At 57.3% G+C, this 13,314-nt stretch carries 13 protein-coding genes; 2 read left to right on the forward strand and 11 right to left on the reverse strand.

The features are described 5' to 3' along the window. Positions 1 to 13: 13 nt before the first annotated feature. Entirely contained in the window at positions 14 to 1,231 is a 1,218-nt protein-coding gene (locus AC07UB_RS08345) for an ABC transporter substrate-binding protein (RefSeq protein WP_492792416.1), read from the reverse strand. Positions 1,232 to 1,345: 114 nt separating this feature from the next. On the opposite strand from AC07UB_RS08345, the gene AC07UB_RS08350 reads away from it, so the two are divergent. Then, positions 1,346 to 1,849 carry a MarR family winged helix-turn-helix transcriptional regulator gene (locus tag AC07UB_RS08350; protein WP_492792415.1) on the forward strand — a complete coding sequence of 168 codons (504 nt, stop codon included), beginning with the start codon at positions 1,346 to 1,348 and terminating at the stop codon, positions 1,847 to 1,849. 142 nt (positions 1,850 to 1,991) lie between these two features. Continuing rightward, entirely contained in the window at positions 1,992 to 2,861 is an 870-nt protein-coding gene (locus AC07UB_RS08355; RefSeq protein ID WP_492792414.1) for an amidohydrolase family protein, read from the forward strand. 36 nt (positions 2,862 to 2,897) lie between these two features. On the opposite strand, the gene AC07UB_RS08360 is transcribed toward AC07UB_RS08355, so the two are convergent. From AC07UB_RS08360 to AC07UB_RS08405, 10 genes are all read right to left on the reverse strand, one after another. Then, positions 2,898 to 3,800, reverse strand: coding sequence for an NAD(P)-dependent oxidoreductase (locus AC07UB_RS08360; protein WP_492792413.1), 903 nt, complete (start codon positions 3,798 to 3,800; stop codon positions 2,898 to 2,900). A 189-nt stretch (positions 3,801 to 3,989) separates the two neighbouring features. Then, entirely contained in the window at positions 3,990 to 5,699 is a 1,710-nt protein-coding gene (locus tag AC07UB_RS08365; protein ID WP_492792412.1) for a thiamine pyrophosphate-requiring protein, read from the reverse strand. Positions 5,700 to 5,750: 51 nt separating this feature from the next. Further along, on the reverse strand, positions 5,751 to 6,212 hold the full coding sequence (locus tag AC07UB_RS08370) for a DUF3237 domain-containing protein (protein WP_492792411.1): 462 nt from the start codon (positions 6,210 to 6,212) through the stop codon (positions 5,751 to 5,753). A 3-nt stretch (positions 6,213 to 6,215) separates the two neighbouring features. Then, positions 6,216 to 7,520, reverse strand: coding sequence for a TRAP transporter large permease (locus AC07UB_RS08375; RefSeq protein ID WP_492792410.1), 1,305 nt, complete (start codon positions 7,518 to 7,520; stop codon positions 6,216 to 6,218). Positions 7,521 to 7,526: 6 nt separating this feature from the next. Further along, complete coding sequence (locus tag AC07UB_RS08380) at positions 7,527 to 8,021, reverse strand: TRAP transporter small permease (protein WP_492792797.1); 495 nt, start codon at positions 8,019 to 8,021, stop codon at positions 7,527 to 7,529. Positions 8,022 to 8,163: 142 nt separating this feature from the next. Then, positions 8,164 to 9,174: a TRAP transporter substrate-binding protein gene (locus AC07UB_RS08385; protein WP_492792409.1), complete on the reverse strand. Its 1,011-nt coding sequence runs from the start codon at positions 9,172 to 9,174 to the stop codon at positions 8,164 to 8,166. Positions 9,175 to 9,492: 318 nt separating this feature from the next. Beyond that, positions 9,493 to 10,266, reverse strand: a complete 774-nt coding sequence (locus tag AC07UB_RS08390; protein ID WP_492792408.1) for an SDR family NAD(P)-dependent oxidoreductase — start codon at positions 10,264 to 10,266, stop codon at positions 9,493 to 9,495. Continuing rightward, positions 10,263 to 11,570, reverse strand: a complete 1,308-nt coding sequence (gene hisD / locus AC07UB_RS08395; protein WP_492792407.1) for a histidinol dehydrogenase — start codon at positions 11,568 to 11,570, stop codon at positions 10,263 to 10,265. Before hisD ends, AC07UB_RS08390 begins: the two co-directional genes overlap by 4 nt. Before the next feature lie 15 nt (positions 11,571 to 11,585). Beyond that, entirely contained in the window at positions 11,586 to 12,536 is a 951-nt protein-coding gene (locus AC07UB_RS08400; RefSeq protein WP_492792406.1) for a cyclase family protein, read from the reverse strand. Positions 12,537 to 12,608: 72 nt separating this feature from the next. Then, positions 12,609 to 13,313, reverse strand: coding sequence for an ABC transporter ATP-binding protein (locus AC07UB_RS08405; RefSeq protein WP_492792405.1), 705 nt, complete (start codon positions 13,311 to 13,313; stop codon positions 12,609 to 12,611). Position 13,314 lies beyond the last annotated feature (1 nt).

The following is a 13,314-nucleotide window of genomic DNA, read 5'->3' on the forward strand; positions in this document are numbered from 1 at the left end:
ACAGCTTCGGCATTTAGTTCGACAGCGGGCAATTTCCATCTTTTTCCGGTCTGAATGCGTCTTCGCCGGGAATTGTCGCGACGACCTTCAGCAGATCCCACTTGGATGTGGAGTCGTCCGGTTTCTTGACCTCAAGAAGATATAGCGGATGAATCTTCCGCCCATCTTTGCGGATATAACCTTTGCCGAACAAGGGATCGTCGGCCGGGATCGCCTTCATAGCCTCCACGACGGCTCTTCCGTCCACGGCACCGCCAACCTTGTCGACCGCCTTCAGATAGTGAATGACTGAGGCGTACACACCGGCTTGCATGTCATTCGGGTAGTTGCGCTGCGGGTGACGCTCGGCAAATCGCTTCGCAAATGAGCGGGTCCCGTCGTTGAGATTCCAGTAGAATGGATTCATAATCTGGGCACCTTGCGCGGCCTGAAGCGTGAGCGCCGGAAGACCATTCATTCCAAGAATCAGTCCAACCAGTTTCTGCTTTTTCGTGAGGCCGAATTCTGCCGCCTGCTTCATGGAGGTGATGGTATCGTCGCCGGCATTGGCAATTCCAATGACATCCGCTCCCGAGGCCTGCGCCTGGAGCAGGAACGATGCGTAGTCCGCGGCTCCGAGCGGATGACGAACCGCTCCGACCACCTCGCCCCCATTCGCCTTGACGGCCTCCATGGCCTGCTTTTCGAGATCATGTCCGAATGCATAATCAGCGGTCAGAAAGAACCACTTCTTGCCACCCTGCGCGACAACGGCTTTGCCAAGGCCTCGTCCGTAAGCGTATGTATCGTAGGTCCAGTGCACCGTGTTCGGCGTGCATTTCTCACCCGTCAGAAGAGCTGTCCCGGCACCCGAACCGATGAAGACCTTGTTTTTCTGCAAGCTCATGTTCGCGACGGCGAGCGCGATCGCGGAATTTGGCAAATCGAAGATCGCATCGACGTTCTCATTCTCATACCAACGGCGCGCAATCGCGACACCAATGTCAGCCTTGTTCTGGTGATCCGCCGCAACTACCTCGACTTTCTTGCCGGCGGCCTTGCCGCCGTAGTCCTCGACCGCCATTTGTGCCGCGATGACCGAACCGATCCCCTGATAGGTAGCAAAAACGCCTGATTGGTCGTTCAAAACGCCAATCCTCACATCCTCTTGCGCCTGCGCAAGGCTGGCAATCAGCAGACCACCCGCCGCGACGGCAGCCGTGACTTTGGCACGACAAAAAATATGTCCCATGGAAAGCTCCCTGTGTTTACAACCCTGACGGCAGTCTAACCGCTGCCTGAAATTACTTATATTTTATAAGTTGTTTTGAAAGAGTCAATCCACCCTCAAACCACGAGCTTTGGAATGAACAAAAAAGCGAAAACCGAAACGCCCCCAAAGCAGCCGGCCGAGAAACCCGTGGGACGGAAAGGCCTGGAACAACAGTTGGATTTGACCACGCTGCAGCGCGCGCCGGGTTTCATGATCCGGTTGCTCCAGCTGCAAATATTCGAGGAATTTTTCGAGTTTTTCGCCGAGGTCGGACTTTCCCCGGCAGAACATTCGATCCTGATGATCGTTCGCGACAACCCGTCTGTGACCCAAAGCAAGCTCGCGGCAGCGCTCCGGATTCAGCTCCCTAACCTCGTGAAGATCCTGGCTAAACTGGAGACGTCGTCCGTTATAAGCCGAAAGCGGGCGACGACCGACAAGCGGGCCGTTGAACTTACCTTGACCAGCAAGGGCAAAAGACTGACGGAACAGGCAGCTCGTCTGGCTGACAATTTCAATCTTAAAACGCTGTCGGTGCTCAATGAGAACGAGCGTGAGCAGTTCCTTCGAACACTCATCCGCCTGGTCAGGTTTTGACGCTGGCTGGTGGACACCGTTGGATACATTTTTTGTGATCGCAAACCGGAATCATCCACTTTCAATCGCGAACGTACTTTGTTATATAATATAAGCAATTATTTCAACGATCCCTTTGGGCTGGTCTGACAGGACGCTGCAAATGCTGAACATCGAGGACGTCGTCGCAATCGACATTCATACCCATGCCGAAGAACCTTGCGGCACGCATGGCGACGATGGCTATGACGATTTTCAAGCGGCGATGTCCGAGTATTTCAAGTCTCCGCACAAACATCCGCCGACCGTTCCTGAAACCGCGGCGTATTACCGCGCCAAGAAAATCGCTGCCGTCATCTTCCCGGTCGACGCCGAACGCGAGACCGGCTTTCGCCGATACAACAATTACGAGATGGCGGAACTGGCGGCGCAGAATTCAGACGTACTGATTCCGTTTGCCAGCATTGACCCCGCCAAGGGCAAGCTCGGCGCCCGCGAAGCCCGCAAGCTGATCGCGGACTACGGCATCAAGGGATTCAAGTTTCATCCCACCATGCAAGGCTTCTATCCAAACGACCGCATGGCGTATCCGCTTTACGAGGCAATCGCGGAAGCCGGCTCCATCGCGCTGTTTCATACCGGCCAGACCGGCGTCGGCTCCGGAATGCGCGGCGGCAACGGAATGCGGCTGAAATATTCCAACCCGATGTATATCGACGATGTCGCGGTGGATTTCCCGGACATGAAGATCATTCTCGCGCATCCATCCTTCCCGTGGCAGGAAGAAGCGCTTTCGGTCGCAACTCATAAGCCGAACGTTTATATCGATCTCTCCGGCTGGTCGCCGAAATACTTTCCACCGATCCTCGTGCGCTACGTCAATACGATCTTACAAGACAAGATGCTGTTCGGCTCGGACTGGCCCGTGATCACGCCAGACCGATGGATGGCGGATTTCGAGAAACTCGATATTCGCGATGACGTGCGGCCAAAGGTGCTGAAAGCGAACGCCCGGAAGTTGTTGGGCATCTAGCGTACTCGCGACTCAAGCATCGATGCGGCGGCCACTTTATCGGTCCCCGGCTCCGGCTTCGATGAACCGATAGATCGCCGTATGATCTGCTCCCTTGTCGAGAGATTCCTTCGCATTTTCCCACAGCTTCGCGATCGTTTCGGCATGCGAGGGATCGACGCCCACGATCTTTGACAGATCGGCGGCGATACGCAGATCTTTCGCCATCAACGCAAGCGAGAAACCGGACGCAAAACTCTCCGAGATTACAAATTGCTTCATCTTGACGTCGGTCGAGTTGTTCTTGCCGGTTGACGCGTTGAGCACATCAATAATGGTGTCGGGCGTCAGGCCAAATCGCCGGCCAATCAGCAGCGCCTCACACGCGGCGACAAGACCAGCAGCCGACACGTAGTTATTGAGCGCCTTCATGGCGTGGCCTGAGCCGATCGGGCCGGTCGCGAACACCGACTTCGCCATCGCCTGCAGCAAGGGGCGTGCGCGTTCGACCAGCGCGGCATCACCTCCCGCCATGATCGAGAGCGTGCCATCCACGGCTCGCTTCACCCCGCCCGACACGGGCGCATCGATCAATCCGATACCTAGCTCAGCCAGTGCCTTGCCGAGCGACTGGGTGTCGACCGGCACCGATGAACTCATGTCGATGATGAGTGCGTCCTTCGCAAGCACACCTGCGACACCATTGGCGCCGAGCACGGCCTCGCGCACGATCTTGCTGTCAGGCAGCATCGTGATAATCACAGATGCGCCTGCTGCGGCCTCCTTTCCAGTTGCAAATGCTTTGCCACCCGAAACTGCGAGCGCGTCGCGTGCCGACGCGAAGGGATCCGCGCCACGAACCTCAAAGCCTGCAGCGATGCAGCGCTTCGCCATCGGCAGGCCCATTTGTCCAAGACCGATGAAGACGACGATGTCGGGCGGCGTTATAACCTTATTCAATGACCAAATCCTCGAAGGTTTTATGCATCAGGCAGAAGCTGCCGATGCCGGCAGGTATTCCACAATAACAGGAAACTTGCGGGAAAATCTTCTTTCGTTTGTCCCTGGAAACGATGTTCTGAAAACATCGCGAATGTGCAGGCTCGTTCATGCCGCCTGCTCAATGCAGCGATACTGATCGTGATTTTTCTATGAACCGATCCGGATATCGACCAGTGCGTGGGTTCGTTCGCGGCTGATGTGATCGATCGCGGCCGCAAGCGCCGCCGGTAACTCGCTTCCCTTCTCAACACGCGTTGCAAATGCCCGGCTCGCTTGCGCGATCATCATAAAATCCGGCGTTGGCTGGAGCGACACCAAGGGCATGGCGTTGGAACGGGAGGCGTATCCGTGTGGATACACGTCGAGCACGGAACGCCGAACAGCCCCCCACTCCGAGTTGTTCAGCACAAGAATCAGGAGGGGCAGGCCCAGCGCTTCGGCGATCTGATGGCACGCCACCGGATTACTGAACATGTAAGAGCCGTCGCCCATTGTCGCGACGATCAGGCGATCGGGCTCCGCGAGTTGCATTCCAAGTCCGCACGGAAACGACCAACCGAGACCGCCCGAATGCGGCTCCTGATACCACGTCCCGTGACCCTGCAAAGTGAGCGGATCGAGTGGGCAACCGAGTTCGGACAAGACCGTCGCAGGCTTTCCTTCAATGGCTTTTGAAAGACAATGACTGACCCATTCCTTGGTCATCATGTCGCCGCCACCCGCCGCCGATCTTTTTTGGACTTCCTGCCGGGTGGCTTGCGTAATCTTGGCAACACGCGTTCGGCGCTCATCTCGCCTTTGTTGTGTCTCAGCGAGTTCTGCGTTCATCGAGACCGCAAGACTGATGATACAATTGTCGGTCTCACCGACGAGCGAAACATCCGCATGGAAATTACGAACCGGAAACCGTGCGTAAAGTGGATCCTGCCCAACTTGTATGACTTTGCAGTTCGCAGGGACGTCATGAACAGCCGGGGACCACGGCGCTAGTGAATCGATAATCACGACCACATCGGCGTCCTTCAGCCAGCGGGAAGGGTCGCTGCCCGCCGCCATCGGATGATCTTGTGCAATGGCAAGCTGAATTGCCCAATACTGAACAACCGGAATGCCCCAGCCGAGCGCCAATTCGGCAAGCGCAGAAAACCCCTCCGGCGAGCCTGCACCTCTTTGCGCAATGATAACCGGCCGCTCCGCCGCAGCCAAAATGCGCGCCGCTTCTGCAAGCGCGCCTGCGGCCGGCGCAGCTATCGCCGGCTGAATCCGGCTTGGAGCCTCGATATTTTCGGCTGGACAGAGTTCACACAAAACTTCCCGTGGAAGACTGAGATAAACCGGCCCCTTCGGCGTTGAACACGCGATCGCGTGTGCCCGGTCAACAATGTCGAGAGCCTGCTCCGGGAACCTGAGTTCATAATCCCATTTGGTCGCTTCGCGCACCAACGCGGTCTGGTCGCGCATTTCCTGGCCCCAACCGATCGGCACTGTCCGTGACCCCAACCGCCCCTGCTCGGTCACCGGCGTCCGCCCTGAAAAGAGAATGATCGGAACACGTTCGGTCGCGGCGTTGATTGCACCCATGGCGCAGTTGGCGAGACCGACGTTGGTATGCGCCATGACAGCTTGCGCACGCCCCGTCGCAAGGAAATAACCATGCGCCATCCCCATAGCGGCGCTCTCGTGAGGAATGACGATGGCCTTCGGCAACGAGATGTCTTTTGCCGATGCCTCAGCCAGCCCTTCAATGATCGGCGGGAAATCCGTTCCGGAATTTGCGAAAATGTAATCGACGCCAACCGCCTTGAGGCGCGCAAGAATCGCGCCTCCAGCGGTTATCTTGTTTGGTTCATGAGTCATGCTGGTCTCAAAGCTGATGAAGAAATGCCGATACCGACTTGATCGGACACCTTACAGAATCTGATGCACATCGATCTGGACCCTATCCGGGTGCCGCTCCCCTACCCCGACAAAAAGCGATTCCATCAACCAGCGGTACCCTTCGCTGCCGGTTTCGAACCGCGGCATGGTCCGAAAATAGATCAACTTCTGGTCCACCGGCTCGCCGCGCTTGATCTTGTCGAGCGCCTCCTTCGACCCAAAACGAACGCCCACGTTTTCGATATAGACAACGGCACCATCGTCCATCTCAACCGCATACTTGGCCTCGACTTCCGTAAAGCCGTTCGGACGAATGATCTGAAAATCCGCTCCCGCGGGCAATATGTTTCCGCGCATACCCTCACCCCGCAATTCTCCGCCGAGAATCGGAATGACGCGGCGCGTCGCATAGCCGAAGTCTCCTGCGACGATGGGCTCGTCGATCTTTATCGACAGACTGAAAACATACTTCGTCGAGAGAGAAGGTCTCATCGTCTATCCGATCATACGCTGAGGAAGCCAGATCGCCAGCAGCGGAAACAGAATCAGAAGAACGAGCCGTATCAGGTCCGTCACGACAAACGGCAGCACCCCGACAAAGATCGTCGACATGTCGACATCCTTGATCACGCTTTTGATAACAAAGACGTTCATGCCCACGGGTGGATGAATAAGTCCAAGCTCCACTGTCATCACGATAATGACACCAAACCAGATCGGATCGAACCCGAGCGCTGTGATGACGGGAAAGACAATCGGCACAGTAAGAATGACCATTGCCATCGCATCCATCAAGCAGCCGAGCACGAGATACATCAGCAGGATCAGCGCGAGAACACCATATCTGCCGATCCCGAGCCCGGTCAGAAACTCCGTCACATGCTGTGGCGTTTGCGTGATGGTCAGGAAGTAGCCGAAACACAACGCGCCGATCAGAATCGTGAATACCGCGGCCGCCGTGCGCGTCGCCTGCAACAGCGATTGCAGAATGCCGTCCTTCGTCAGTTTCCCGCGCAGGACACCGATGAGAAATGCACCGACGGCACCGACCGCACCCGCCTCCGTCGGAATGAAGAAGCCACCATAGAGCCCGCCAATCACAAATACGAACAGCAGCAGGGGCGACCAAACGTCCCGCAACGCCGCCAATCGCTCAGGCCAAGAACTTTTCGGGCCGGCAGGCAAGAATCCCGGCTTCACGACGCCAATGATGGCAATCGTGATCATGTGCATCACGATGGCCAGCAGCCCCGGGATAACGCCTGCGATAAACAGCTTGCCGATGTCCTGCTGGGTAATGATTCCATAGACCGCGAGAACTGTCGAAGGCGGCAACATCGCACCGAGCGTGCCGCCGACCGCGATCACACCGGTCGCGAACGACTGCGGATAGCCGAACCGGCGCATCTCGGGGTAAGCGACGGCGGAAAAGGTTGCTGCGGTCGCGACGGAGGACCCCGAAATCGCAGCAAATCCGCCGCAAGCGGCGATGGTGGCAATCCCAAGCCCACCCTTCCAGTGTCCAACGAACGTATTCGCAGCACGAAACAGTTCGCGGCTGATACCGGAGACGGAAACAAACGCGCCCATCAGCAGGAACATCGGAATCACGCCGAACGTGTAATCCGTCACAGTGCGCATCGTCGTCTGGCCGACGAGCTTCATCGCAGGCGCAAAACCGGTGAGATAACCGAAGCCTGTGATCCCGACGAGGCCCATAGCCATGCCGACCGGCACGCGCAACAGCATCAGCACAAACAAGGACACAAAGCCTATGAGAGCGACCGCTTCATTGCTCACGATCGCTCACTCCGCCGTCTTGATCTTGGGATCGTGCATCAGCTCTGGATGAAAGATGAGCCGCCAAGTCCGTATCGCAATCAGCAGAACAGCCGAGACGTCGCCGATCCAGGCGACAGCGAAAAATGGCCAGTTTGGAAGCCGAAGATCGTAAGTGAGAACGTTGTCTGCGCGGGTCTGAACGACCTTGTCGAACAAGGTGACCGTTTGAACCGTGACCACAAAGAGAAGCACAAGGGTCGCGAAAATATCAATCCACCTCTGGTACTTTGGGGGTGAATTGGCCCAGACCAGATCGACCGTAATGTGCGTACCCCGGTAGCTCGTGGCGGCAATCCCCCAGAAAATGAGAATGCCCAGCAAGAGCCGGCCAAAATCGTAGTAATCCGGAATCGAGATTGCAAAGAACTTGCGCAGGAATACCGCGATAAAGGTATTCAGCGCCACGATGCCGACAAAGGCAGCGGCAATCCATTCAATGGAATCGATGAACCGATCCATCGCACTTTTCTTCGGCTCCGGAACTTCGGGAATGCCGAGAACGCCATCGCTGGAGATTTGCGGTGTCGCGGTCATGATTCACCGGTTCATGAGAGGAAAATCGCGGCAGAGACCTGCCGCGTTCACGTCATGCGCTGTCTGGCTAAAGAGCCGCGTCGAACTTCTTGAGCGCAGCCTTCAGTTCCGCGTCGATAGCCGCCGCGTCGCCACCGGCTTTTTTGACGCTTTCCGCCCAGCTGTCGCGAAGCGGCGCCGTTGCCTTCTTCCATTGGTCAAGCTGCTCGGCCGTCAGCGGATAAACCTCATGACCCGCCAGCGCTTTCATCTTCACTCGGCCATTGGCTTCAAACTCGGTCCACGGATCGGATATCTTGGCTGCCCACTCCGGCGAGCAATGGTCATCCATCACTTTTTTCTGGGCGGGGGAAAGCGAGTCGTAAGTCTTCAGATTGATATTGTAGGTAAACACCGTCGAGTAGAGCGGCGCGTCAATGTGATACTTCGTGACCTTGTCGATACCGAAAAGGAATATCGATCCCCATGGGAAGGCGATCTCGTCAGCCACACCACGCTCGATCGCATCGCGCGCTTCCGGCGCCGAGGCCTGCACGTTGGTGCCGCCCAGCAACTTCACCATTTCGCCGATCGTGCTTTGCGCAGGCCGTACTTTGACGCCGTTCAGGTCCCCCGGAACCACGATCTTTTTCTTGCCATGGATCGAGCCGGGATCGTGGATGAACGCAAAGCACAGCTTGGTGTCTTTCATTTCGGTCGCGGCGTATTTCTTGTACCACTCGTTCAGCGCCTGCGTGCCTTTCTTGCCGTCGTTGAAGGTAAAGGGAAGTTGCCCAGCCGCGATAATCGGGAATCGTCCAGGCTGATAACCCGGATTGATGTAGGTGATGTCGGCGATGCCGTCGCGCGCCATGTCGTAGTGATCGAACGCCTTCCCGAGCTGTTCCGACGGAAAGATTGTCATCTTGATGGTGCCGCCCGACGCCTTATCGATGTCAGCGGCCCAGGCTTGCGTCGCGGGCACCAATGGATGGGCGGGCGGCAGCCAGATCGACACCTTCATGTTCACGGTCTTGTCCTGCGCGAACGCAGGCGTCATGCTTGCGGCCAATAGTGCCGCCAACAGTGCTTTCCTCATGGACCCGGCTCCCTGATATGACAATCACGGGCTCTTTGGCGGCCCGGTCCAGCATTGTTATATATTGTAATCGATTTGGCAAAATCCTTGGTCTTGTCCGACTAAATCAAGCCACACGATCCCGCAGGGCCGGGATCAGAAAGGCGAAGCCCGACGTGGGAGCGCCGGGACCAGTCACGACAGATACTCAAAACATAAGGGAAATGCGCCTTGTGCAGCGCAAAATGACAGGCAACCGTATGCGCCTTAGACCGCTATGCTCTCGCCTTGCGGAGTCATCACGCAAGGACCCAGAAAGATCAGCGACAATAACAACGTTCAGTCTGCCGTCCAGCCTCCGTCGATGACGAGAGACGATCCCGTCATCAGCGACGATGCATCGCCGGCAAGAAACACGATCGCACCCATCAGATCCTCGACGGTGCCGAGCCGTCCGAGTTTGATTTTCGAAAGTACGCTCTCCTTGAACGCAGCATTTTCAAAGAACGGCCTTGTCATCGGCGTTTCGATGAAGGTTGGGCACAACGTGTTGACCCGAATACCATGCGGGGCCAGATCGATCGCCATCGCCTTTGAGAAACCTTCCATCGCCCATTTCGAGGCGCAATAAAGTGAACGGTTGGCTCCGCCGACATGTCCCATCTGTGAGGACATATTGATGATCGATCCTCTTGTCCCGGTTGCGATCATCCGCTGTGCGATAGTCTGAGCCGCGAAATAAGCGGCACGCACGTTCAGGTTCATCACGACATCGAAATCCTCCACCGGCACATCGGTGAACGAGTTCGGCCTGTTCGTACCGGCATTGTTGACAAGGACATGGTACATCTCACGGGCTTCAATCGCCGAGCGGAATGACGCAACGTCCGTCACATCGAGCGTGAGCGTATCCGCCTGAAAACCCTGCTCTCGAAGCGCCGCAGCCGCCAGCTCAATTTCACTTGCCGTGCGGGCGCAAAGCGTGACGTGCGCACCCGCCTCGGCCAGCGCGGCAGCCGCGGCAACCCCGATGCCCCGGCCCGCCCCGGTGACCAGTGCACGGCGCCCGTCCAGCCGGAATGTCGGAGTTTTCGGCAGCGGCTGGGCGGTCATTCAGCAGCGCTCGCATACGGCACGTTGCGGCCACCATAACGCCGGACGCGAACGTTGGCCTGCTCGGCATGACCGGCGAAGCCCTCAAGCATACAAAGACGCGAACAGTACTCGCCGATCATGGCTGACGCCTCATCGGTCAACACGCGCTGATAGGTTACGGTTTTGAGGAACTTGCCGACCCACAATCCACCGGTATAACGCGCCGCCTTATGGGTCGGGAGCGTGTGATTGGTGCCAATCACCTTGTCGCCATAAGCCACGTTCGTACGTGGTCCGAGAAACAAGGCGCCGTAGTTGGTCATGTTGTTGAGAAAGTAATCCGGATTGCGTGTCATCACCTGCACGTGTTCGGAAGCGATGCGATCCGCCTCCCTCACCATCTCATCTTCGGAGTCGCAGACGATGACTTCGCCGTAGTCTTCCCAGGCCTTGGCGGCAACAGCGCCAGTCGGCAGGATTTTTAGAAGACGCTCAATTTCAGCCATCGTATCGCGGGCAAGCTTTTCGGAGTTGGTCAGCAAAATCGCGGGTGAGTTCGGTCCATGCTCCGCCTGACCGAGAAGATCGGTCGCGCACAACTCACCGTCCACCGTATCGTCTGCGATCACCAGCGTTTCCGTCGGCCCGGCGAAAAGGTCGATACCGACGCGACCGAAGAGTTGCCGTTTCGCCTCCGCCACGAAGGCGTTGCCGGGGCCAACCAGCATATCCACAGGCGCAATCGATGCCGTGCCGAGAGCCATTGCACCAACGGCCTGGATTCCACCGAGACAGTAGATGACATCGGCGCCCGCGAGATGCTGTGCGGCGACGATGGCTGGCGCAGGCTTGCCCTGAAACGGTGGTGCGCAGGTGATGATACGCGCAACACCGGCAACTTTCGCGGTGATCACCGACATATGCGCAGAAGCCAGAAGCGGATACTTGCCGCCCGGAACATAACAGCCCACGGAATTAACCGGTATGTTCTTGTGACCCAGCACGACGCCGGGCAAGGTTTCCACCTCGACATCCTTCATCGAGTCGCGCTGGTGCTGAGCGAAGTTGCGCACCTGCTCTTGCGCGAATTTGATGTCGTCAATGTTCCGCTTGGACAACTGTGCGACGCAGTCCTTGATCTCCGCGTCGGTCAACCGGTAGTCCTTGCGGTCCCACTGGTCGAACTTTATCGACAATTCACGAACCGCGTCATCGCCGCGCTTTTCGATATCGGCAAGAATGCCTTCGACAGTCGCGCGAACCTTGGAATCGTCGTCAGCCCGCTGTGCTGCGTCGCGGCTACGCTTGAGGTGTTTGGCCATTAAAATTCTCCGCGGTTACTTGATCGCCTGAGGATTGATCGGCGAACCGGCAGCGCCGGGCAAATGCATCGGCGGTGCGGCGAAAAAGAACTCATAGATCTTGTCTTGCGCACAATCTTCCGCAAGCTCCTTCAGGTAGAAAATCTCGCCCATCGAAATTCCGATGGCCGGGATCACCACCCAGTGCCAGGGCTGGTTGGCTTCGTTGGTTTCGTTCGGGCGCACCTCGCACCCCCACGTATCGGTGCAGATCGCGGCGATGTCCTTCTCCCGGATCCAGTAGCAGGTCTCGAATGCCATACCCGGGGCATCCCCACCGGCATATCCCGACCAATCCTTCTTCTTCAGGCAACGCTCCTGATGACCGGTACGAACAATCACGAAGTCGCCCTTGCGAATTTCAACGCCTTGCTGTTTGGCGCAAGCGTCGAGGTCTGCGTTGGTGATCGCATAGCCGTCGTCGAGCGAGTCCACACCCTTGAACCGCGCGATATCGAGCAGCACGCCGCGGCCTGCCATCTTGTCACGCGTATGCTCAATGCCGAGCTTCTTTGCGCCGCGCGCATCGACCAGCTTGGCATCATAGCCGTTATACATCTTGTCATCGAGGAAGATGTGACAAAGCGCATCCCATTGCGTCGACGCCTGGCACGGCATGTTGATCGCATCGTCCGCATAGCGAAGATACGGCGAAGGATCGTCCTGGTTGCCGGCTGCGGCATCTGTACCGGTCGCAAGCATGGTGTGGATCGGATTCCATCGACCGCCGAACAGACCCGACTGAATGGGCTCCTTCAGCGACAGGCCGAGCGAGAATACCTTGCCCTTTTTGATGAGCTTGCCCGCGTTGATGACGTCCTGAGGGCTCACGTTGTTAAGCGTGCCGATCTGGTCGTCTGCGCCCCAGCGGCCCCAGTTGGAAAGCTTTTTCGCAGCTTCATAGATAGCGGCTCTGTCGACCTTCATGATCTTGTTCCTTTTCTTTATTTATCAATCGATAATTATATCGGCGCAGTCGGGCGCGCCGCCAGCCATCTGTCAGACCGAGCAGTAGCGTTCTTTGATTTCATCGTCCGCAAGCAGCGCAGCCGCCGTGGCATGATGCACAACCGAACCCTGATCCAGCACGTAAGCGCGGTCGGCGATATCGAGCGCGAGTTCGACATTCTGCTCAACCAGAAGAATCGTCGTCCCTTCTGACTTCATTTTGCGGAACAATTCGAACATTTCGTCGACCAGCACCGGCATGATGCCCTCCGAAGGCTCATCGAGCATGATGAGATCCGGCTTTGCAATCATGGCACGCGCAATCGCAAGCATCTGCTGCTCACCGCCTGACATCGTGACGGCTTCCTGATCCAGCCGCTCGGCCAGACGCGGAAATATCTCCGCTATTTGGGCGATACGTCGAACCTCGTCCTTCTTGTCGGGCGAGGCGACAAGGCCGAGACGCAGATTTTCGCGGACCGTCAATCCCTGCACGATGCGCCGCTCTTCCGGGACGTAAGCAAGACCCAAGGCAAAGCGGACGTGGGCGGGCTGACCCAAAACTTCCTTGCCCTTGAAAGTCACCGACCCGCTAGTCTTGTCGAGCAGCCCGATAATCGACTTCAGCGTCGTGGTCTTGCCGGCGCCATTGCGACCGATCAGACAGACGATCTCGCCTTTGTTCACTTCGAGACCAATGTCCTGAAGCACATGGCTTGCGCCGTACCAGGCGTTGAGATTTTCGACACGCAACATC

It is taken from the genome of Afipia sp. GW821-FHT04G03, assembly GCF_059419985.1.